The following is a 21,346-nucleotide window of genomic DNA, read 5'->3' as shown; positions in this document are numbered from 1 at the left end:
TTTTCTATTCCAAACATGTGCATTGATTTAAGTTAACTGTTACTCACCTACCAACCAGCGAACAGCAGCATGACCACCAGTTTCTTGCATGCGAAGATGCGGGAATAACCATTGTAGTGCTTGGTCTGCTTGCTCAGAGAACTGCCAAGGTGGGTTAATCACTAATAGACCACAACCATTTAGACCTACAGGGGTGTCATCTGGCCATACACAAATTTCACAAACTAACTGACGGCGGATGCCCGTTTTAAACATTTTCTTTTCAAAACGTTCAATCATCGCTCGGTCTTTGATTGGATACCAAACTGCAAAAACGCCTGTTGGCCATTTTTTATAAGCTTGTTGTAAAAGTTCAACTAATTGCGGAAAGTCTTTACGTTCTAATTCGTAAGGAGGGTCGATCATAACCAGACCGCGCTTTTCTTTTGGCGGAATTACGCCGAGCAAGCCCTCATATGCATCACGCTCATGTAAACCTGCACGTTTATCACGAATGTTATGACGTAATTGCTGAAATACATCGCGCTGCATTTCAAATATAGTCGCCTTGTCGATTTCACGCATGCCTTGCAGAGCGAACCAAGGAGAACCTGGATAGCTTCCCTTACCTTCTTCAGAACGCAATTGTTCGACTAACTTCAAATATTGTTGGATTGCTTCAGGTGCCTGACGCTTTTCCATTTCAGATAGTTGAACTAGACGATGAATGCCTGTGAGAAATTCTCCAGACTTTTGTGCAGGTGCCAGAGATAAATCATATTTGCCGGCCCCTCCATGCGTATCGATATAACGATAAGGTTTATCTTTAGCATTTAAACGGTTGAGAAGCTGTAGCAAAAGCACATGCTTCATAACATCTGCAAAGTTGCCCGCATGGAAATGGTGACGGTAATTCATGTTGACTTTAATTCCTCAATTCAACAAATAGTTTAACATGAAAAAAATATTCTTTCGTAAGGTTGTGATCATCTAAAATAGAGCTGCTTGATATTTTTACGATCTACTCGAGGTTATATGCGTTCTCACTCACTTCCTGATTCATGGAATTTGGATCAACTTTTAGATGATTTAAATGCGCATGGCTTTGCCATTATAAATCAAGCATATCCAGATCAATATCGCGCACAGGTTTCTCAAGAATGTAGCCATCATATGGATGAATTTAGAGAAGCAGGCATTCAAAACGGCGTTGTAAGCAATATTCGTAGCGACCATATTCTCTGGATTAATGACCGGCTCCCTATTGCTCAGCAACATATTGAAACCTTAACTTTATTTTCACAAAGTCTAAATCAAGCATTCTATTTAGGGATTAAAGAGGTTGAAGCTCATTTTGCTCGTTATAATTTGGGTGAATTTTATGCTTTACACCGAGACAATCCTCAACAAAAAAATGATCGTATTATCTCAACTGTCTATTATCTACATCCAGAATGGCAAGAAGATTGGGGGGGACAATTGCGACTACAAGATAAAAATGAGAAATGGCATATTGTTAATCCCGAACCCAATCGACTGGTAATATTCCAAAGCGATTTACTACATGAAGTATTAATTTCAAAACAACAAAGACTTTCTATTACAGCTTGGCTTCGTAGTGGAAATTCTATTTGGGTTTAAAGGTTACTCTTTAAATTTGGTAAATGAACCCGATATAAAAGCTATTGATTAAAAAAGGTGATGGCGTATGTCTATTGAAAGTAAAACAATTGTGAACCGAATTGGTGAAACAGACCAACTTTATTTGACTAAAAATACGCCTGAGCTTGCTTTAGAGCGTGCTGAGTTACGCATGCAACTTGTAATATTAAGTCGTGTTCGCCAAGAACAACTTCATTTTTTACAAGAAGCTATTGTTCTGCTTGAACAAGCTCGTATGGAATATGAAGAAATGCCATTGAGCTTATACCTTAATTTGTCTTTACACTTAGCCAAAGCGTATATGCTTTACTTTGAACTCAATAAAGAAAAACGTTTTGCGTTGATTACTCAACAAATTTTGAAGCCATTAGCACATCATGAACATGCTGATATCTATTTCTTCTTGGCATATGCGTCAGCAGCACGACAAGAGTCAGCATTAACCCGACATTGGTTAACTAAATATTTATCAACGTCTACATGTGATCTTGAATTGCTTCATGGCCAACCTGTATTTGACCTTGTACGTCATGAGCCATGGTATAAAGATAAATTAAAAGTAAAGACACATTAAACTATTAATGCAATAAAGCCTGTTTTACGTATTACTTGTAAAACAGGCTTTATTTTTTGAAATTATTTTTTCACACTGTCTTCATGCAGTTGTTCATTAAGCTCATCAATAACCACAATCCATTCATCATCTTTTTCCCAATGACTCTTCAAAAAATCGCTTTGACCTTTTGACCAAAAAGACGCTTCATGTAATTTTTGCTCGGCTGGCAATTGATGTGTTTTGATAAAGTTTTCAATACTTGCTTCATCAGAATCTAAACCCAACTGATCAAATAAAAGCTCTAAAGTCGGTTGCTGTTCAAACATTGTTATTCTCCTATAACTTCTTTTAAATCATCTATTAACTAATCTAACAATAAAACGTTTTTACTTGCATGATAGTGTCTATATTTTCTTGTTGCTTTTTGTGTTTGCTTTTTCAGAATTCAATAAAAAAGCACTCTAAAAGAGTGCTTTTTTAACCCATCAAACTGATGAATTATTTCACCATGTCAGCAATTGCTGCACGTTCTTCTTCAAGCTCGTTTAGAGTGAAGTTGATACGCTCACGGCTGAATTCATCGATTTCTAAACCTTGAACGATTTTGTATTCACCGTTTTCAGTTGTAACAGGGAAACCGAACATAACGCCTTCAGGAATACCATAAGAACCATCAGATGGAATACCCATAGTTACCCATTTGCCGTTTGTACCAAGCGCCCAGTCACGCATATGGTCAATTGCAGCGTTAGCAGCAGAAGCAGCAGAAGACAAACCACGCGCTTCGATGATCGCAGCACCACGTTTACCAACAGTTGGAAGGAATACGTCTTTGTTCCAAGCTGGATCGTTGATTTTGTCTTTTAAGCTTTCGCCATTTGCAGTTGCAAAACGGTAGTCAGCATACATTGTTGGAGAGTGGTTGCCCCAAACTGTTAAGTTTTCGATGTCAGCAACTGCAACACCAGCTTTTTGAGCAACTTGAGTCAACGCGCGGTTGTGGTCAAGACGCAACATAGCTGTGAAGTTTTTCGCTGGAAGATCTGGAGCAGATTTCATTGCGATGTAAGCGTTAGTGTTTGCAGGGTTACCTACAACTAATACTTTAACGTTACGGCTAGCAACTTCGTTTAATGCTTGACCTTGGCCGATGAAAATTTCACCGTTAACTTTTAACAAGTCAGCACGTTCCATACCAGGACCACGTGGACGAGAACCTACCAACAATGCGTAGTCAGCATCTTTAAATGCAACTTTCGGATCATCAGTCCCGATCATGCCAGCCAATAAAGGGAAAGCACAGTCATCAAGTTCCATCATTACGCCTTTAAGCGCTTGTTGTGCTTTTTCAACTGGAACTTCAAGCAATTGTAAAATAACAGGTTGATCTTTACCTAACATTTCACCGCTTGCGATACGGAATAATAAGCTGTAACCAATTTGACCTGCAGCGCCAGTCACGGCAACACGAACGGGTTGCTTCATGTAATTGTCTCCAATGAGTGTCCTTAATCGGGCTAAATAGGAATTCCATCTAACCAAATCATCATAAACGGCAAAGATTGTACTCTAAAGATTTGGCAGATGCATGTAAAAGCCACTCGTTTTCACCAAAAGTCTGATAGAAAATACAAATTAATCTTTACAAATAGATTCAATGTATGATGAGCATTTCCTTACGAAATGTTCGTAATCTTTAATAACTACCTTTAATCATGATTTCACCAGGGCAATTCGATACCACATGATTTGCACACTGTTTATATTGGCCCTTTACCGTGTAACAAACTTTCACTTCTGTTAAGACCACATCCGAACGTGATAATTGACAACTAAAACGGATACCATTTTGAGGTAAGCTCGGATTAAGACGTACAAACTGCTGTCTTAACGCGGATTGCTGCATTTCAACATTTGTTGAACTTGTGAGACTAGCCGGAATTTTTAAACGTTCAGCAAAATTAATAACCGTACGGAAATATTGGCTTGCATTCATAGGAACGCATCCGCCTACACTTTTCCATAGCTGTACACGAGCATTATTATCAGGCATAACCCGAGCCACGACTTTGGCTTGCAATGGAGACAAGGTTGCAGAACTGTCTGTTGAGCAGTTACTTTGGTTTGTTTCTGGCATGAGGCCTGTAATTGTCAGTGAATATCCTTCAAGACATTTACGTTGTTTTTGTTTAGAGGGATCTAATGCACATGCGGCAGGTGTCATTTGCACATGCATAACATACCCTTGTAAATTAACAGGTTCGGCATGTAAAACGGAACTCATCAACCCTACTCCCGCACAGATGAGCCACCATGCAAGTTGCAAAATTGAACGAAGTTCCAAATATCTATATTTCATTTAATTAAAACTTGAATATGCCAATTAAAAGAAGATCCATCATCAACCACCTTAAAGTTAAGGCGACGTACGCATTGGAATAACTTTCATACGCTGCGATAACGACTGGGCGCCTTGACCCAATATTACGCCGTAATGTGTTGCATTCGTCATAACGTGCTTGACATAGTCTCTGGTTTCTAACAATGGAATTGTCTCAGTATATTGGTCAGCCGAAATTGATTGATAGTCCGGCTGCCAACGTCTAGCCCGATTAGGCCCTGCATTATAACCTGCTGTCGCCAAAACAGGGTTATTGCTTAATTGTCCCTGAATCATCGACAAATAAAATGTTCCATATCGAATATTGGTATTCATTTCATTTAATGCAGCCGGATTATAAGTTTCACCCATTTGACGTGCAATCAACTTCGCTGTATCAGGCATAATTTGCATAAGACCACCCGCCCCAACGTGAGAACGCGCAGAAGTTACAAACCGACTTTCTTGACGCATTAAACCATAAGCCCATGCAGGATCAATTCCTGCATTGTAACTATGACTTACGACATTAGTCTTATGTGGAGTTACATAGCGATAAGTATCATTATGCTTATTTGTTGTACGATCTGCTGCATAAATTGCACGATCATACCAGCCCATGTCATGAGCACGCTTTGCCGCAGCTAAAAGTAAACCATCATCGTGCTGAAGATATGCTTGACGAACTGCCCAATTCCACTCTCGATTCGTGTAAGTTGGATTTGCATTAATACGTCTTAAAGTAAAAGCACGATTAAAGTGAATATTCTGATCTAAACGTCTTAAATCACTTGCCGTTGGCTGATCATCATAAGGTTGATGGTTATAACGTTCACCTAAGCGATCTTTTGCTAAAAGGTTATGATAGTCATCACCAGCCTGAGCCAGTTTTCTATAAATTTGTTGCGCTGTTGCTTTAGAAGCACTATCTCCACGCTGCTCTGATGCCCGAGCAAGCCAATATTGCCAGCGATCTTCTTGCTTTTGGGTTACCGTCATACTATCGATAGCGCGAATTAAACTTTCCCACGCCCCAAAACGAATCGCCTGACGCGCATAAATTTCAGCTTCTTCCGGACTTAATGGATAACCATAACTTGCATCAAAGTATTGAAGAACTTCACGATTAAAATTATTTTTCATTACCGTGGTGCCACCAATATAGGCTACCGTACGATATAAATATTTTTGAACATTTTGTGGCGTACCTTGGGCAACACGCTGCACATTTGAAAAAGCATTACTTAAGTCATTATTAGCTAAACGCCCTAACGCGAAAATTAAATAAGCATAATCTGCATCATTTGTTTTAGGCGCACTCCATAAATAATTGAGTGGGTTGGCCTGAATTTGGTTAAGCTGGGCTAAAGAAAGATTCAAGCCCAAAGTTTGTGCTGTCGCGAGCGCCTGCCCAGACAGACCTGCACGCAATTGTACCCATAGACGCTGTTGTTTATCTTGTGCACTCATTAAAGGACTAGATAACATCATGCGCCCTAAACCTAAGCAAGATTCCGGTTGTGATTCAGTTGCTAACCAAACATCTTTATATTCAGCAAAAACTAATGCATCACCGCTTTTCGCCCGCACTTGTGCTAAAGCACAATTTTCGGCTTGGTCAGGGTTGGTGACATAAGATAAGACGGGTTGTGCAGATGCAAAGTCAGCTTGTTTAACTTTTTCTTCAACATAATCGGCTGCTAATTTTTCAGCCATTGCTGACTGTGGATAGCGTTGAGCAAAGCTTACGATAGAGGCAGTAGGTTGAAAGCCAAGGTTTGTATTAAGTTTCCAATATTCTGGATAGTATCCCAACACATCATTTTGCATAGCAAGCTGATATTGGTCTAATAACGCGGTATTACCACTATTTGCAGCATTTAGTGCATCATTAAACTGCTCTTCGGCAGCATAGGTAAATGAACAACCAAGTAAACACATAGCTCCTAACCAGCTACGATGCATATATTTATTTTTCATTACACGACTATGGATTGATGAGCTCTTTCTACTTGGTCTCATATATATGCTAAACCCTGACTATTCACCTTCAACGCATAGTTTAATTATTCTTCGTGCTTTCTTTTGTTGTGTTATGTAACTCTATGATTCAACATCATTAAAATTCACCTAATTTACTTCACAAAAACCGTATCATGTTCTGAAAGTTTACTGTTATCGGTTCAGCTCAAATACTGCTATAATAGATGGTTTGACCCATTTTGGGCCAATTTATTCTTTTTTAGATCGATCTGTTAGGAGCCTGCATGACGGTTCAAACCTTCATTCCCAATGGTGCCAAAGCTGCCTCAGAAAACACTGTTACCCAGCCAACGCACACCACTAATGTTTCAATAAAAAAACTTTATATTGAAACTCAAGGGTGTCAGATGAATGAGTATGACAGTCACCGTATGGCAGACCTTTTAGGGGATTCTCACGGCTACGTTTTAACGACCAACCCTAATGAAGCAGACATTCTGCTGATGAATACATGTTCTATTCGCGAAAAAGCGCAGGAAAAAGTATTTAGTGAATTAGGCCGCTGGCGCAAACTAAAAGACAAAAACCCTGATCTTGTGATTGGTGTGGGTGGGTGTGTTGCGTCTCAAGAAGGTGACAACATTCAAAAACGTGCGCCTTATGTAGACATGATTTTTGGTCCACAAACATTACACCGTTTACCGCAAATGCTTGATCAACATAATGCTCAAGTAGAAAAACCTAAAAAAGATAAAATCAAACTGGTTGATATTTCTTTCCCAGATATTGAAAAATTCGACTTCTTGCCCGAACCACGTGTAGAAGGCTTTAAAGCATTCGTTTCTATTATGGAAGGCTGCTCTAAATACTGTTCTTTCTGTGTAGTTCCCTACACACGCGGTGAAGAAGTTTCTCGTCCATTAGATGATGTACTTGCAGAAATTGCAGGTCTTGCGGAAAAAGGTGTCCGTGAAATTTCACTTCTGGGTCAGAATGTAAATGGATATCGCGGAGAAACCTTTGAAGGTGGTATCTGTACCTTCCCTGAATTGTTACGACTCGTTGCAGAAATTCCAGGTATTGGACGTTTACGTTATACAACATCGCACCCACTTGAGTTCTCTGACGAGCTAATTCAGTGTTATGAAGATTTACCTCAAATGGTGTCGCATTTACACTTACCTGTTCAAAGTGGATCAAATGATGTTTTACAGGCAATGAAGCGAAATCATACGATTGATGTTTATATCGACAAGATTGCCAAATTAAGAAAAATACGTCCTGATATGCACTTATCGAGTGACTTCATTATTGGTTTCCCTGGTGAAACTGATGAAAACTTCGCCGAAACACTTCAATTTATCAAAGACTTAGATTTTGATCACTCATATAGCTTTGTTTATTCAAAACGTCCAGGTACACCTGCATCAGACTTACCTGATACTACGCCTGAGCACGTTAAGAAAGAGCGTTTAGCTCAAGTTCAGAAAGTGATTAAACAGTCTAGCATTGAAAAAACTGATGCAATGCTTGGCAAAATTGAACGTGTTCTTATTGAAAAAGTTTCGGACCAAGACCCTAATATTTTACTAGGTACAGCCGATAATACACGTCTAGTCACTTTTGTAGGTGATGCTTCTTGGGTAGGTCGTTTTGCAGAGATCGAGATTACTGAAATTAAAACTTTAAATTTAGTTTACGGTGAGCTCTTGAATCTTGAGCCTGACGTGGCGTAATGTAGAGGTATTCTAAAGTCTACTGAAAGGTTTTCTCTTGACTGCAGCGATTCGACGTACCGTAACATTTCCTGAAATTTCAATGGAACGTTTAAAGAGCATCTTGGGTGCCTATAATGGGCACCTTAAGCAAATTGAACAGCGTTTAGATGTCAAAATTACTCATCGTGGAGATGTTTTTCATATCGATGGTGAGATAGATGCTGTTGGGAGAGCCGAAGCATTATTGCAACGACTCTACGAAGAGTCTGAGGTATCCCAGCAAATCAGTGCAGATCTGTTGCATCTGTTAATTCAATCTTCTCAAACCGAACGTAATTTCGAGTTAGTTGGAGAAGAAATGGATGAACATGATGCACCAATGGATGTCTATTTCCAAACTCGAAAAGGCCGTATTAACCCACGTGGTGCCAATCAAAAACGCTACGTACAACGTATTTTGCAAAGCGATATTTCTTTTGGTGTTGGCCCTGCGGGTACAGGTAAAACCTATTTAGCAGTTGCCGCAGCAGTAGATATGCTCGAACGTAATGAAATCCAACGGATTTTACTTGTACGTCCTGCTGTAGAAGCTGGAGAAAAGCTAGGTTTCTTACCGGGTGATTTAACTCAGAAAATCGACCCATACCTACGACCTCTTTACGATGCTCTTTACGAAATGCTTGGCTTTGAAAAAGTTGCCAAGTTAATCGAGCGTCAAGTGATTGAAGTTGCACCTCTTGCATATATGCGTGGTCGCACACTTAACCATTCATTTGTAATTTTGGATGAAGCTCAAAACACAACGCCTGAACAAATGAAAATGTTCTTGACCCGTTTAGGTTTTGGTTCTCGTGCAGTGATTACAGGTGATATTACCCAAGTAGATTTACCTCGAGGCCAACAATCTGGTTTGGCACATGCACTACGTGTACTCGAGAACATTAAAGAAATTCATATTACCCGTTTCCATTCCCGTGACGTTGTACGTCATCAACTTGTTCAAAAAATTGTTGAAGCGTATGAAGGTTGGGATGGTGAACAACAGCGTCTTAATGCTGAAGCACGTGCTGAACGTAAAGCACGTCAAGAAGCATTAGTTGCTGAAAACGATACAGCAGCAGACTTGCAACATCAGGATGCTTAAGGATTCATTTTGAAAATCAGTTTAAGTTTACAACAAGACTTTCAATCACCTGAGTTAGAGCTCAAACGAGCTCAACTCAAAAAAATTATTGAGACAACTTTACGCCACGTTGGTTATAAAGAAGATTGTGAAATTGGGGTTGCTTGCGTTGATCTGGAAGAAAGCCAGCAACTCAATTTGCAATACCGAGAAAAAGATAAACCAACTAATGTTTTATCTTTCCCAAGTGATATTCCAGAAGAAGTTTTACCAATGCTAGATGCCTTACCTCTAGGTGATTTAGTTATTTGTATTCCAGTGGTATTACAAGAAGCATTAGAACAGAAAAAAACTGCCCAAAATCATTTTGCACATCTATTAGTACATGGTGTTTTACATTTGCTTGGCTATGACCATGAAACTAGTGATGAAGATGCAGAAGAAATGGAAGGCTTAGAAATTGAAATTTTAGCAAAACTCAATATTGCTAACCCTTATCAGGAATAATGTGATTATTAGTAAAATGTGGATATCCTAAAAGTTATCCACATTTTTTAATTAGTGAACCTCAAATTCAGCTTCAGCTGGGTCAAAACGCCAAGTACGTACAATACGCAACTCCGAAATATCTTTCATATTCGCATCAAAATGCCCAAATGGTGCACCGCGACGTACTGAAGACTTAGCTGCTTCATCTAGTATTGAATGCCCTGAGCTTTCAAGCAGTCGGATTGCACGAATTCCGCCTTGAGCATTCAAAATAACCATTAAACGCACTTCACCTCTTAGCTGTTGCTGTTTGGCTTCTTCAGGGTAATAGCGATTACCGTAAAGCTCTACTTTTTCACGAAATTTATCTAAATAAATAGCTGAAGCCTCTTTCTTCGCTTGAATTCCGTCTACTGTCTTTATTTTTTGCTGACGGCTGAAATCTTGTTGGCGTTGCAAATATTGTGCTTCAAGGCTTGCAACCATGGCAGCTTTTGCTTGAAATTGACTTTGTAGTTGTTCTAGTTCTTTTTTTCTTTGGCTTGCATCCGCTTGTTTCTGCCAACTCAAAACCGTCATTAAAACTTTTTCTTCAAATTTAAGCTCTCTTTGTTGCTGTATCTTTTGCAAACTTTCTAACTCAGTATTTCCAGTTGAAGCATCATTGAGCATCGGATTTGGAGTATCACTAGAAGTCCGATGAGCTTCACGAAATGCGCCCGCACCTTGCTGATCTGCTTGCGCTAAAAAATCTGCTTGGTGAACTGGCTCATTGCTTGGCCGAATTGAAATTGCAATTTCTTTAGTAGATTGCTCTAAGGGGCTAGGCATGGCAAAGTGAATGAGCAATACAAAAATATGCAGTAAGATTGCCAATATTGTTGCGGCAATAAAGACTCGGTCTTGCCACCAATGATGAAAAGGCTCTATGGATAAACTTCTTTTGTTCAACATAATCTTAAAAGCATATAAATGCCTTTTCCCCACGGTTTAATACCGAATAAAATACAAACTGATATTCAAATATGGATAAAAGTGTGATTCACTTCAAATATAGGGTTTTATCCATTTTCATTTTGTCAAAATGTATCAAGTAAATTTGCTACACTGCAATATCAAAACCCGTTTTTTATCATAATAAAGATTGTGTGGGCTCTTTAGTAAATTATCTTCTGGAAGTTCTTTTATGCAAACGCTATTTTCCTCATTAGTCAGACGCCTTCAAAAAGTCTATAAAAAAGCAGAAGCATTCATTGAGGAAGAAAGAGATTTTACATTATCACAAACCTTTCTGAATGCTACTTTGCAACGTTACGTGACAAATAATGTTGAGTTTTTAGATGACCTACATGCAGATCTTTATCATGACTGGTTAAGATTATATGCAACCATGCATGTAAAAGGTTTAGAAACCACACTATCGGTTGATTTAAAACTGATCCAGATGGAATTTAATAAAGAACAACAACTTTTAGTTTTTGAACAAATTAGCAATACACAAATTATTGAAGCGAAATATAAAAACTTTTGGCAAAAGATCGCCGTAAAAGCCGCAGTTTTTTATTACCATAAAATTTTGAAAAAAGACCCTTTGGGGATGATTCTTGAACGTTTTAATGTAGCAGAAGAACGCGATGAACTCATTTTTCTTGATCTCAACCGTTGGTTTGGCAAAAAAGCCAGCATCATCGAAACATTAGGCAAAGTACATATAAATTACGCACGAGTGCGTGAAGCTGAGTTAGTTGTATTTGGAAATGTGAATTTAGCAGCCTTACTTTCTCGTGATCAGGACGACGATTTTGAAGAAGAATTCACAGATTCTGAAATAACGCCAATTCAGCAAAAAGATGAGTAAACGGTTTATAAATGAAGATGAATTAACTGCCAAAAAACACAAATAGATTACACATTTAGCATAAATCCTGATTTTTTCTCCATGATCAACAGGCATAATATGCTTAAGTTACAGATGCATCAGCACTGACTTTTTAGTCTGTACAAGGATATTTACTTATGGCAACAAAATTTCTGAAATCGTTTGGCATCGCAACAGGTATTTCAACAACTTTGCTTTTTGCAGGCTTCTCAAGCCATGCACTTGCCATGAGCCCATTTCAGGCAAATTATCAGTTTACTTACAATAATAAAGGCATGGGGTCGGCTACACGTGCCTTAAGCCAACAAGGTAATAACTGGACTTATAAATTCACTGCAAAAGCAGGCGGAATTGCGTCCGCAAGTGAAACAAGTAAATTTAGTTTCACCAATGGTAAAATTGGGTCTCAAAGTTTTAGCCGTACCAGCAAAATTTTGATTCATAACAACACCATGAGTATTAACTTTAATCCAAATAGCAAAACTATCTCTACCAAGAAAGATGATAAAGCTCGTTCATTTGCTTGGCAGGCAGGCGTTCTTGATGAGTTAAACGCAGAGTTACAACTGCGTGAAGACTTAAAAAATGGTTCACTGAAGTCCTCTTATCCACTTGCAGATGCAAAAGAAGTTGAAAATCGTCGATTTGTAAAACAAGGTAATGAGAAAATTAAAACCTCTTATGGAACATTCGATACCATTAAAGTGGTTTTACAACACAACAAACCTGAACGCAGTACAATCTTTTGGTTAGCTCCGAAATTAGATTATTTACCAGTTAAAGTCAGTCATATTGATGGTAAAACTTCTTATGGATTGTTATTAACAAGTTATACAGGTAAGACGAATTAAAGCTTGCATTTTTTTGGATGCTTTTTAAAATACGCATTTGCTTTAAAAAGCATCCGTCTAGAGGATTCTCCCGTGCACGCACTAGAACAGAAAATCTTAACAGAAGGTATCGTTCTATCTGATCAAGTCTTGAAAGTCGACGCTTTCTTAAACCACCAAATTGATCCTGTATTAATGCAGCAGATTGGTAAAGAATTTGCCGCTCGCTTTAAAGATGCAGGGATTACCAAGATTATTACCATTGAAGCATCAGGTATTGCACCTGCAATCATGGCAGGTTTAGAACTTGGTGTACCTGTAATTTTTGCTCGCAAATATCAGTCATTGACCTTAAAAGATGACTTATATCGCTCTAAAGTATTTAGTTTTACTAAACAAACTGAAAGCACGATTGCGATTTCAAATAAACATCTTCATTCAACTGATAAAGCATTAGTTATTGATGACTTCTTGGCAAATGGTCAAGCAGCATTAGGCCTGATTGATTTAATTCACCAAGCAAATGCAGAAGTTGTAGGTGTGGGTATTGTGATTGAGAAATCATTCCAACCAGGTCGTGATTTATTGCTTGAAAAAGGCTACCGCGTTGAATCATTAGCACGTGTACACTCTCTTACAGATGGCAAAGTTACTTTTGTAAAAGAATAAGATGTACACCTAAAAAAGAGCGGATATCCGCTCTTTTTTATTTGCTCAAAACTAAACTAAAAGCTTTTTGGCAACCTCTCCTAAACGTTTGCCTTGAGCTTCACACAAAATCTTTTCATCCTGACTTAAGTTTTGGTCATGACGCGGTCCACTTACATGGCTTGCGCCATAAGGTGTTCCCCCTGTTTTAGTATTAGATAAGGCTGGAATTGCATTAGGTAATCCCAAAATCATCATGCCATGATGAAATAACGGCGGTAGCATAGTGAGTAAAGTACTTTCTTGCCCACCATGCATTGAACCAGAAGAAGTGAAAACACAAGCGGGTTTATTATGTAATGCCCCATTGAGCCAAAGACTGGTTGTTTGATCCCAAAAATATTTCATTTCACTTGCCATATTGCCAAAACGGGTTGGAGAACCTAACGCTAAACCTGAACAATTCGCTAGATCATCTAACGTACAATAGATATCACCTTCTTCCGGAATACTTGGCTCGGCTATTGTGACAGCTGGAGCAATATTTGGTACTGTCCGAATTTTCACTGACATACCCGCAGACTCAACACCGTTGGCAATTAAATGAGCCATTTCTTTAGTAGAACCATATTTGCTGTAATAGAGTACAAGAATGTAAGGTTGCATCGGTTTCATAAATTTTGTTAAAAAGACACTATACGGGATTTTTTATTTTTTTGGCGCAACCAATTTTATGAAATTCTAGAGGTGATTGATGAGGTAGCACAAAAGATAATGCGAGCAAATTTCTCGGACTCATCGAGTAAAAAGTTTATCTACTTTTGGTAAACCCTTGCTTAGACAACAGAAAGCCTACTTTGTTGAAAAAAGTTTATGGCTACAATTCTTTCTATAGCACATAGTAAACTTACAGAACGACTTTAATTCTATAAGTTATTATTTTGCTTTAATCTACGATTTGAGTACTTAAGCTCATACTTTCATAAGCTATCAATCGCCCAACATGATGATTAAAAAAATCGGGATAGACGACGCATGTTACAACGTTTTTTAAGTAAACTTCCTTTTTATAATAAAACCTGGTTTCAGTTCGTTTTATATGTATTTAAGCGTTTTGAAGCTGATCGGTGCCGTGAACAAGCTGGCTCTCTCACCTATACAACGCTATTCGCAGTTGTGCCGATGTTAACGGTTTTTTTAGTAATTATTTCTTCAATCAAAGCGTTAGAACCCGCAAGACAACAGCTGCAACATTTAATTTATAGTAATTTTTTACCGAAAAGTACGATTGCATTTGATAAAGCGCTAAATGCTTTTACAGAAAAATCTAGCAACTTAACCGTTATTGGTGTGCTGTTTTTATTCGTTACTACTGTCTTAATGCTGACCTCAATTGAAACCGTCTTTAACCGTATTTGGCGTGTAAAAGAAACTCGTAGTGGCATTATGGGCTTTATGCGCTATTGGACAATCATCTCTTTAGGTCCGATTATTTTAGGCAGTGCATTTGTTATTTCATCAACAGTTGCATCGATGAACTTATTAAGCAATAACTTCACAGGTTATCAACTTGATGGCGCATTTCTACTCTGGCTAATTTCTTTTGTACTCACTATTTTGGGTTTCTTCATTTTATATTGGACCATTCCCAATCGTACAGTCCCAGTTTATGCAGCAGGAATAGCGGCTTGTTTAAGTGCGGTACTGTTCGAAATACTCAAAAATTTCTTTAGCTTTGTGATGTCAAATTTCACTAGTTATGAAATTATTTATGGTGCATTTGCAGCAGTGCCAATTTTTCTTCTATGGATCTTCCTGTCATGGAACATTATTTTACTTGGTGTAGAAGTAAGTTTTGCTCTAACTGCTTTTCACTCGGGTAAAGAGCAAAAACGTCATCCTGTTTTAATGCTATTAGATATTCTTGAGCTGTTTTATAAAAAACAGAAACTCGGTGAAAGTGTAAGTGACAAAGAAGCTTTAGAAATTTTAGGTCGCGGAGAAATTGGCCGCTGGCCAGCTTATGTACTTTTACTTGAAGAGCAAAATTTGGTTAAACGTACCGATAAAGATGAATATGTGCTTGCGCGCAATTTATCCCAAGTTGACTTCTGGAGCTTTTTCACTGCTCTTCCATACCCTTTACCATTACGTGAAGATGTTTTGAATGTACATGATGACGATGAATGGATGGAAAAAATAGGACCCGCCTTGGTCGAATCTAATGATTATTTAGCAGCAAAACTTTCTATTCCGCTCTCAACAATTTTTGAAGAGAAATAAGAAAGTAGAACTCTTCAATAGTATAGACACTCTTTCCTACCCAATAAAAAACCCTATTATTAAAAAAATAATAGGGTTAAAAATTGGCAATTTTAGGAGTGGGTTATGCTTTTACAAAAGTTTCCCATGCAAAATCTTGCGTTGCACCTTTTAATGTCATTTTCAACTGATCACCTGCATGTAATGGTCCAACCCCAGCAGGTGAACCTGTCATAATCACATCACCTGGCTCTAGTGAAAAAACCTGATTAATATCAGTTAAAAGTTCACCAATAGTAAACATTAACAGTGCAGTATTACCATCTTGACGCAATTCATCATTAATATGGAAAGTGAATTTGGTCTCTTGCCAATTTGTAATTTCTTTTGTATCAACCCAATCTGCCAAAACACAAGCACCATCAAAAGCTTTAGCTCGCTCCCATGGGTGGCCTTTACTTTTCAGATCATTCTGTAAATCACGCATTGTTAAATCAAGACCTAAAGTTACTGCTCCAATCGCTTTTAAAGCTTTTTCAGGATCTGTTTCACCTTTCAAAGGTTGATCAATACGTAACACCAACTCACATTCAAAATGGCAACTGCCCCACGCTGGATTCCAAGAAATACCGTCATTTAAACCAATCAAACTACTCGGTGGTTTAATAAATAATATAGGGCTGTCAGGCATAGCATTATTTAATTCTTTGACATGATCGGCGTAACTTCTGCCCACGCAAACGATTTTTGAAGGACGTGTATTCATGAGGCTTCCTTTGTTGTTGCGGCTAATAATTCCAATAATTTATTTCTTAAATGTATTTTCAAATATGGTTTGATCTGAAACCTGTGCAAATGCGCGCTTTGGTACAATAATTACAGTTTTATTCTTTAGCTCAAGCATGTAGGTCAATTTACCTTTAGCAAAAGTTTGCACATCCGTATATTGCATCACCTGCTTACGACCATTGGCATAAAGCTCAAAGTAATCTTGATATAAGTCGATTCCCTGCTCACTCTTTCCAAACTGGTAACGAACAAATTGACGCTTAAATAACATAGGTAAAAGCCAGTAACGCATCAGGCCTTGCATCACCAGAAAAAATACGCCTAACCCGACATAATATCGTCCAACCCCAGAGAGACCTAAATAAAATCCCCAAATAATAATTGCGATACTAATTGCAGGTGTAAGAAAACGGGTAAATTGCTTTTTCCCAAATGTCACTAATGAAAATCCATCTTGTGACTCTTCTAAATTCAAATAGTAACGTAAAGATAAAGCTGTTTTTTGCTCAGTCATTGCACTGCATCAATACTCAATAAATCGAAACTATTAGAGCATATTCATTTCAGCTTTAAAATGAATCAAAGGCTATTTTTTATTTTGTTTAAAAGTAGAGCTTATTATGAGATTCGAAGATCAACTACGTTGCATATATAGAACGTAGATTCATATTTTTTGAGCTTATTTCAGTTTTTAAAATTTCTACAATAAGAGCATTACCTTCTTAGTGGAATGTCTCATGTCTTTCTTTGCAAAATTATTTGGCTTAAATCAAAAAACAACAGTCTCAAAAGATGTGGTTACTCAAGCCACTCAAGAGTCCCCTCTTTTCAATCAGCCAAGCTTTTTAGAATTAATTAAAAAACGTCGTTCTATTTATTCGATCGGGAAAAACTTACAACATACTCCTTCGGAGATTGAAGGGTTAATTCAAGAAGCGGTCAAACATAGCCCTTCAGCATTTAACTCTCAGTCATCTCGCATTGTAATTTTATTTAATGAGTCTCATCAAAATTTCTGGAATATTGTTTTAGATGTATTAAAAACGATTATTCCTGCCGAAGCACTGGCTGGAACTGAACAAAAAATTCAAAGTTTTGCAGCGGGTGCTGGTACAGTTTTATTTTTTGAAGACCAAGATGTGATTAAAGGTCTACAAGAGCAATTTGAATTATATGCTGATAATTTCCCAGTTTGGTCTGAACACTCAACAGCAATTGCACAATTTGCAGTATGGAATGTATTGGCTGAGCAAGGTATTGGAGCTTCTTTACAACATTACAACCCAATTATCGATGAGAAAATTAATGCTGCTTTTGATCTTCCTGCGCAATGGAAACTAAGAGCCCAATTAGTATTTGGTTCAATTGAAGGCGAAGCAGGTGAAAAAGCTTTTATTGAAGACGAAAGCCGTTTTAAAACATTTGGCTAATTTTTTTCAACTTCAAATCATTTAAGAGCTGGTTGCCATGAGCACCAGCTTTTAAATCGAACTAATAAAAAACAGGTACAAAAAAACCGCTATATATAGCGGTTAATTCTTCAAGTGGTGCGCTCAGAGAGATTCGAACTCCCGACCCCTTAGTTCGTAGCCAAGTGCTCTATCCAGCTGAGCTATGAGCGCGTACTTGATGTTGCGCATTATACGCATTTTTTAAGGCTTAGGAAGCCTTTTTTCATCTTTCTGTCATCAAACGTCTAGTTCTTAGCCATCACTCAAGTTTACATAGCTTTGTAGCTAAAGTTATTGAAACTTTGCTCACCAAAGATGTATCTGAAATATTTTTTTTCAAATAAGTTTTATCGAATTTTTGAAGCTTTTTGCCATCTATCTAGAAGATAAAGGCTACTGTTTTAGTCAACATTATATAAATAATATATTTCTGGTTGAACCTAACCATTATAAGACTGTTTGAAATTTGACTAAGATAATGCCTCAAATAAGTGAGAATATGATTAAAAAAATAATTAGTTAAAATTATATAATATAAAAATTATTATTATTTTTATGTCTAAATTAAATAAATTATTATTTCTTTAAATATTATTTAATAACAAAAAATGTGACTAAAAATACACATTGACAGCTTTTGAGATCTAACCAATACTAAATCGCAATTATTGAGATACACATCTCATTAATTATAAAGCGCAATAAATAATACTTACTTAAAAATACAAAATTATATAGGAAATAGACCAACATGTTCTTACTAACAAACCTCGTATCTTCGATATCAAAAATTACTCAAGATTTGGGTAATATTGTATCGGTGAACACTACTGTAACTGGTAGTTCTTCTATTGAAGGCCAGATATCAACTTCTGGTTTACTTTCAGATACTCTATCTACAGTAACAAATACTCTTACAACAACCACAACAGGCCTTGTTTCTGATGCCGTTGGTACTGTTACTGGCAGTATCGGTTCTACAAGTCCTGTAGACACAGTAACTAATATTATTGGCGGAGTAACTGGCGGTATTGATCTTGGAACTTCTCCAATTGCTCCAGTTATTGACGTTGTTCAAGGTGGTATCGACATTCTTCAGGGTGTTGAAAGCCTAAAAACTGAAATCATCAACACAGGTATCGACACTGTTGCTGATACTATCATTGGTGTCCTTCCTCAAACTGAACACCCTGTTTCTGAAATTGCTGATCTTGGCACTTTAACTTTCGAAACTTCTCGTGACACGGTAAATGGCACGCTTGAAGTAATTACTGACATCATCGGTGGCGTAACTGGTGGCGTTGATGGTAATCCGCTTGAAGTAATTACTGATATTATCGGTGGTGTAACTGGTGGTGTTGACGGTAATCCGCTTGAAGTAATTACTGATATTATCGGCGGCGTAACTGGCGGTATCGGTGATGGCACATCTCCAATCGCTCCAGTGATTGATGTCGTCCAAGGCGGTATTGATATTCTACAAGGTGTAGAGAGCCTAAAAACTGAGATCATCAATACTGGTATCGACGCTGTTGCTGATACTATTATTGGTATTCTTCCACAAACTGAATATCCTGTTTCAGACCTAGCAGATCTTGGCACTTTAACTTTCGAAACTTCTCGTGACACAGTAAACGGTGCACTTGAAGTTGTTTCTGATTTAGTTGGTGGTGATATTCAAGGTGCTACTGAATCTGCTACCGGTATTCTCGATACACTGATTACAAATGGCTCAACTGCTACTGGAATTATTAATAACATTATCGGCGGCGCAACAAGTGGTGATAGCCCACTTGGCGTGGTAACCGACATTATTGGTGGTGTAACTGGCGGTGTTAGTGGTAATCCTCTTGAAGTCGTGACTGACATTATCGGCGGTGTAACTGGTGGTGTTGACGGTAACCCGCTTGAAGTAATTACTGACATCATCGGTGGCGTAACTGGTGGTGTTGATGGCAACCCACTTGAAGTAATTACTGACATTATTGGCGGTGTAACTGGTGGCGTTGACGGTAACCCACTTGAAGTAATTACTGACATTATTGGCGGTGTAACTGGTGGTATCGGTGATGGAACCTCTCCAATCTCTCCAGTGATTGATGTTGTTCAAGGCGGTATTGATATCCTTCAGGGCGTAGAAAGCTTAAAAACTGAAATTATCAACACTGGCATTGATACAGTTGCAGATACAATTATCAGCATTCTTCCACAAGCAGAACATCCTGTTTCTGAACTTGCAGACCTCGGCACATTAACTTTCGAAACTTCTCGTGACACAGTAAATGGCACGCTTGAAGTCATTTCTGATCTAGTGGGTGGAGACATTCAAGGTGCTACTGAATCTGCTACCGGTATTCTCGATACGCTGATTACAAATGGCACAACTGCTACTGGCTTAGTAACAGAAATCATTGGTGGATTGACAGGAACTATTGGTGGGGTTACTGGTGGAGATAGCTCACTAGGCTTAGTCACTGATTTACTTGGCGGTTTAACTGGTAGCGTAGATGGTGATAGTCCTCTTGGCTTAGTGACCGACCTTCTAGGCGGCTTAACTGGTGGCGTTACTGGCGGTACAGACAACCCTATCGGCATCGTAACAGATATCGTGGGTAGCTTAACGGGCGGTGTGACTGGTGAAGGCGGATTAGATGTTATTTCTAATTTACTAGGTGGATTAACTGGTGGTAGCTTACTCGGTGGAGTAACGTCGACAGTATCAAGCGTAACTAATACAACGCATACTATCGTACCTACATCATTACTTACCGATAACTTCTTAGAAAACTCTTTCAATACTGTTTAATATAAGTCATTAAAATAAAGCCACTTATTACAAGTGGCTTTATTTATTAATATATCTTTAAATATTAATTCACTTCTTCCCATCTATAATATTTCTTATGCGCTAGCTCTAACATTGCATAATCATTAGGTGTATCACCATAAGCATAAATTGTAGAATACTGAGTTAAATCATATTTGTTTTTTATTCTATTTACTTTTTCTAAATAACCACAATCACCATTAATAAAATCACCTGTCAAAATACCATCACGTATTTCAAGTTGATTACATATAACTTCTAAATCTAAAGATTGGCACCAGCTTTCTAAATAAATACCTAATGATGCAGATACAACAACAATCCGATCACCTTGTTTTTTATGCCAAAGAATACGTTCCAAAGCATTTTGACGCACACAGGTAGGAAGGATATTTTTAGCAAACTCTTCCCCCATATATTTTAGGGAAGCCGCATCATAGCCCACGTATCCCACCTGACAGAGTTTAGTTCGAATAGTTTTATCGGTTACCCATCCAAGCTTATAACCCGCTATATAAGGTGCAAGTCGAATACCACCTAGTATTTGAGTTTTTTTATTTAAAGAAAATTTAAGGAATAGACTGAATGTATCGTTATGAGTGATCGTGCCATCAAAGTCAAATAAAGCTAAGTTCATTTATGATTATCTCTAATATAATTAAAAAGTTATAAATTTAGATTTTTTTAAAGTACTAAAAAACAGGCACAAAAAAACCGCTATAAAAGCGGTTAATTCTTCAAGTTGGTGCGCTCAGAGAGATTCGAACTCC

Annotated in this window: 22 protein-coding genes and 1 tRNA gene; 11 read left to right on the top strand and 12 right to left on the bottom strand. The window is 37.9% G+C overall.

Annotated elements, in window-relative coordinates:
* Positions 1–39: 39 nt before the first annotated feature.
* On the bottom strand, positions 40–897 hold the full coding sequence (locus J655_RS23275; protein ID WP_002119552.1) for a 23S rRNA (adenine(2030)-N(6))-methyltransferase RlmJ: 858 nt from the start codon (positions 895–897) through the stop codon (positions 40–42).
* Positions 898–1,014: 117 nt separating this feature from the next.
* Here J655_RS23275 and J655_RS23270 point away from each other — a divergent pair, with 117 nt between their 5' ends.
* Both J655_RS23270 and J655_RS23265 read left to right on the top strand, forming a co-directional pair.
* Positions 1,015–1,620: a 2OG-Fe(II) oxygenase gene (locus tag J655_RS23270; RefSeq protein WP_032053329.1), complete on the top strand. Its 606-nt coding sequence runs from the start codon at positions 1,015–1,017 to the stop codon at positions 1,618–1,620.
* A 67-nt stretch (positions 1,621–1,687) separates the two neighbouring features.
* Complete coding sequence (locus tag J655_RS23265) at positions 1,688–2,215, top strand: hypothetical protein (RefSeq protein ID WP_032006500.1); 528 nt, start codon at positions 1,688–1,690, stop codon at positions 2,213–2,215.
* 62 nt (positions 2,216–2,277) lie between these two features.
* Here J655_RS23265 and J655_RS23260 read toward each other — a convergent pair whose 3' ends face one another.
* The 4 genes from J655_RS23260 to J655_RS23245 form a co-directional block, all read right to left on the bottom strand.
* Positions 2,278–2,523, bottom strand: a complete 246-nt coding sequence (locus J655_RS23260; RefSeq protein ID WP_002119522.1) for a DUF2789 family protein — start codon at positions 2,521–2,523, stop codon at positions 2,278–2,280.
* A gap of 172 nt (positions 2,524–2,695) precedes the next feature.
* Positions 2,696–3,682 (bottom strand): malate dehydrogenase, encoded by a 987-nt coding sequence (locus J655_RS23255; protein ID WP_002119517.1) that lies wholly within the window; start codon positions 3,680–3,682, stop codon positions 2,696–2,698.
* A 211-nt stretch (positions 3,683–3,893) separates the two neighbouring features.
* A complete protein-coding gene (locus tag J655_RS23250; RefSeq protein WP_005804634.1) occupies positions 3,894–4,556 on the bottom strand; it encodes a ribonuclease T2 family protein in 663 nt (220 codons plus the stop codon).
* A 57-nt stretch (positions 4,557–4,613) separates the two neighbouring features.
* Complete coding sequence (locus J655_RS23245) at positions 4,614–6,557, bottom strand: lytic transglycosylase domain-containing protein (RefSeq protein WP_014207719.1); 1,944 nt, start codon at positions 6,555–6,557, stop codon at positions 4,614–4,616.
* Positions 6,558–6,844: 287 nt separating this feature from the next.
* On the opposite strand from J655_RS23245, the gene miaB reads away from it, so the two are divergent.
* From miaB to ybeY, 3 genes are read left to right on the top strand one after another with little or no spacing between them, the layout of a single operon-like run.
* Positions 6,845–8,296, top strand: a complete 1,452-nt coding sequence (miaB, locus tag J655_RS23240; RefSeq protein WP_032006498.1) for a tRNA (N6-isopentenyl adenosine(37)-C2)-methylthiotransferase MiaB — start codon at positions 6,845–6,847, stop codon at positions 8,294–8,296.
* A 37-nt stretch (positions 8,297–8,333) separates the two neighbouring features.
* Complete coding sequence (locus J655_RS23235; RefSeq protein WP_002119513.1) at positions 8,334–9,422, top strand: PhoH family protein; 1,089 nt, start codon at positions 8,334–8,336, stop codon at positions 9,420–9,422.
* Between the two features lie 9 nt (positions 9,423–9,431).
* Positions 9,432–9,908 (top strand): rRNA maturation RNase YbeY, encoded by a 477-nt coding sequence (gene ybeY, locus J655_RS23230; protein ID WP_017481656.1) that lies wholly within the window; start codon positions 9,432–9,434, stop codon positions 9,906–9,908.
* Between the two features lie 51 nt (positions 9,909–9,959).
* Here ybeY and J655_RS23225 read toward each other — a convergent pair whose 3' ends face one another.
* Entirely contained in the window at positions 9,960–10,844 is an 885-nt protein-coding gene (locus J655_RS23225) for an energy transducer TonB (RefSeq protein WP_017481657.1), read from the bottom strand.
* A 232-nt stretch (positions 10,845–11,076) separates the two neighbouring features.
* Between J655_RS23225 and J655_RS23220 the strand changes: the two genes are divergently transcribed.
* The 3 genes from J655_RS23220 to J655_RS23210 all read left to right on the top strand — a co-directional run bounded on the left by J655_RS23220 (position 11,077) and on the right by J655_RS23210 (position 13,268).
* Positions 11,077–11,748, top strand: coding sequence for a hypothetical protein (locus J655_RS23220; protein WP_014207723.1), 672 nt, complete (start codon positions 11,077–11,079; stop codon positions 11,746–11,748).
* Positions 11,749–11,906: 158 nt separating this feature from the next.
* Entirely contained in the window at positions 11,907–12,620 is a 714-nt protein-coding gene (locus tag J655_RS23215; protein ID WP_002119525.1) for a DUF3108 domain-containing protein, read from the top strand.
* Between the two features lie 72 nt (positions 12,621–12,692).
* Complete coding sequence (locus tag J655_RS23210) at positions 12,693–13,268, top strand: xanthine phosphoribosyltransferase (RefSeq protein WP_002119547.1); 576 nt, start codon at positions 12,693–12,695, stop codon at positions 13,266–13,268.
* Positions 13,269–13,319: 51 nt separating this feature from the next.
* On the opposite strand, the gene wrbA is transcribed toward J655_RS23210, so the two are convergent.
* Positions 13,320–13,922, bottom strand: coding sequence for an NAD(P)H:quinone oxidoreductase (gene wrbA, locus J655_RS23205; RefSeq protein ID WP_005078299.1), 603 nt, complete (start codon positions 13,920–13,922; stop codon positions 13,320–13,322).
* 360 nt (positions 13,923–14,282) lie between these two features.
* Between wrbA and J655_RS23200 the strand changes: the two genes are divergently transcribed.
* Positions 14,283–15,530 (top strand): YihY family inner membrane protein, encoded by a 1,248-nt coding sequence (locus J655_RS23200; RefSeq protein ID WP_002119535.1) that lies wholly within the window; start codon positions 14,283–14,285, stop codon positions 15,528–15,530.
* A gap of 103 nt (positions 15,531–15,633) precedes the next feature.
* On the opposite strand, the gene J655_RS23195 is transcribed toward J655_RS23200, so the two are convergent.
* On the bottom strand, positions 15,634–16,275 hold the full coding sequence (locus J655_RS23195; RefSeq protein ID WP_005078301.1) for a fumarylacetoacetate hydrolase family protein: 642 nt from the start codon (positions 16,273–16,275) through the stop codon (positions 15,634–15,636).
* A gap of 39 nt (positions 16,276–16,314) precedes the next feature.
* Complete coding sequence (locus J655_RS23190; protein WP_005804627.1) at positions 16,315–16,812, bottom strand: YcxB family protein; 498 nt, start codon at positions 16,810–16,812, stop codon at positions 16,315–16,317.
* 223 nt (positions 16,813–17,035) lie between these two features.
* On the opposite strand from J655_RS23190, the gene J655_RS23185 reads away from it, so the two are divergent.
* Positions 17,036–17,728: a nitroreductase family protein gene (locus J655_RS23185; protein WP_017481660.1), complete on the top strand. Its 693-nt coding sequence runs from the start codon at positions 17,036–17,038 to the stop codon at positions 17,726–17,728.
* Between the two features lie 115 nt (positions 17,729–17,843).
* Here the strand turns inward: J655_RS23185 and J655_RS23180 are convergent.
* Both J655_RS23180 and J655_RS24955 read right to left on the bottom strand, forming a co-directional pair.
* A tRNA-Arg gene (locus J655_RS23180) sits at positions 17,844–17,920 on the bottom strand.
* 88 nt (positions 17,921–18,008) lie between these two features.
* Positions 18,009–18,128, bottom strand: a complete 120-nt coding sequence (locus J655_RS24955) for a hypothetical protein (RefSeq protein WP_228129605.1) — start codon at positions 18,126–18,128, stop codon at positions 18,009–18,011.
* 372 nt (positions 18,129–18,500) lie between these two features.
* On the opposite strand from J655_RS24955, the gene J655_RS23175 reads away from it, so the two are divergent.
* Complete coding sequence (locus J655_RS23175; protein WP_032053325.1) at positions 18,501–20,555, top strand: beta strand repeat-containing protein; 2,055 nt, start codon at positions 18,501–18,503, stop codon at positions 20,553–20,555.
* Between the two features lie 64 nt (positions 20,556–20,619).
* Here the strand turns inward: J655_RS23175 and J655_RS23170 are convergent, their stop codons facing one another.
* The gene (locus tag J655_RS23170) at positions 20,620–21,213 is read right to left on the bottom strand and encodes an HAD-IB family hydrolase (RefSeq protein ID WP_032052620.1); all 594 of its coding nucleotides are present in this window, start codon (positions 21,211–21,213) and stop codon (positions 20,620–20,622) included.
* Positions 21,214–21,346: the final 133 nt, after the last annotated feature.

The sequence above is a fragment of the Acinetobacter sp. 1294243 genome, assembly GCF_000588015.1.
Classification (GTDB): Bacteria; Pseudomonadota; Gammaproteobacteria; order Pseudomonadales; family Moraxellaceae; genus Acinetobacter; species Acinetobacter pittii.
This window is presented reverse-complemented; position numbering and strand designations above follow the sequence as displayed.

What these genes read in the sequence shown, in the direction of transcription:
- J655_RS23275 (WP_002119552.1), bottom strand. Translation starts at nt 897, where the DNA reads ATGAATTACCGTCACCATTTCCATGCGGGCAACTTTGCAGATGTTATG.
- J655_RS23170 (WP_032052620.1), bottom strand. Translation starts at nt 21,213, where the DNA reads ATGAACTTAGCTTTATTTGACTTTGATGGCACGATCACTCATAACGAT.
- J655_RS23220 (WP_014207723.1), top strand. Translation starts at nt 11,077, where the DNA reads ATGCAAACGCTATTTTCCTCATTAGTCAGACGCCTTCAAAAAGTCTAT.
- miaB (WP_032006498.1), top strand. Translation starts at nt 6,845, where the DNA reads ATGACGGTTCAAACCTTCATTCCCAATGGTGCCAAAGCTGCCTCAGAA.
- J655_RS23250 (WP_005804634.1), bottom strand. Translation starts at nt 4,556, where the DNA reads ATGAAATATAGATATTTGGAACTTCGTTCAATTTTGCAACTTGCATGG.
- J655_RS23195 (WP_005078301.1), bottom strand. Translation starts at nt 16,275, where the DNA reads ATGAATACACGTCCTTCAAAAATCGTTTGCGTGGGCAGAAGTTACGCC.
- J655_RS23245 (WP_014207719.1), bottom strand. Translation starts at nt 6,557, where the DNA reads ATGAAAAATAAATATATGCATCGTAGCTGGTTAGGAGCTATGTGTTTA.
- wrbA (WP_005078299.1), bottom strand. Translation starts at nt 13,922, where the DNA reads ATGAAACCGATGCAACCTTACATTCTTGTACTCTATTACAGCAAATAT.
- J655_RS23215 (WP_002119525.1), top strand. Translation starts at nt 11,907, where the DNA reads ATGGCAACAAAATTTCTGAAATCGTTTGGCATCGCAACAGGTATTTCA.
- J655_RS23185 (WP_017481660.1), top strand. Translation starts at nt 17,036, where the DNA reads ATGTCTTTCTTTGCAAAATTATTTGGCTTAAATCAAAAAACAACAGTC.
- J655_RS23265 (WP_032006500.1), top strand. Translation starts at nt 1,688, where the DNA reads ATGTCTATTGAAAGTAAAACAATTGTGAACCGAATTGGTGAAACAGAC.
- J655_RS23260 (WP_002119522.1), bottom strand. Translation starts at nt 2,523, where the DNA reads ATGTTTGAACAGCAACCGACTTTAGAGCTTTTATTTGATCAGTTGGGT.
- J655_RS23255 (WP_002119517.1), bottom strand. Translation starts at nt 3,682, where the DNA reads ATGAAGCAACCCGTTCGTGTTGCCGTGACTGGCGCTGCAGGTCAAATT.
- J655_RS23175 (WP_032053325.1), top strand. Translation starts at nt 18,501, where the DNA reads ATGTTCTTACTAACAAACCTCGTATCTTCGATATCAAAAATTACTCAA.
- J655_RS23190 (WP_005804627.1), bottom strand. Translation starts at nt 16,812, where the DNA reads ATGACTGAGCAAAAAACAGCTTTATCTTTACGTTACTATTTGAATTTA.
- J655_RS23200 (WP_002119535.1), top strand. Translation starts at nt 14,283, where the DNA reads ATGTTACAACGTTTTTTAAGTAAACTTCCTTTTTATAATAAAACCTGG.
- J655_RS23225 (WP_017481657.1), bottom strand. Translation starts at nt 10,844, where the DNA reads ATGTTGAACAAAAGAAGTTTATCCATAGAGCCTTTTCATCATTGGTGG.
- J655_RS23270 (WP_032053329.1), top strand. Translation starts at nt 1,015, where the DNA reads ATGCGTTCTCACTCACTTCCTGATTCATGGAATTTGGATCAACTTTTA.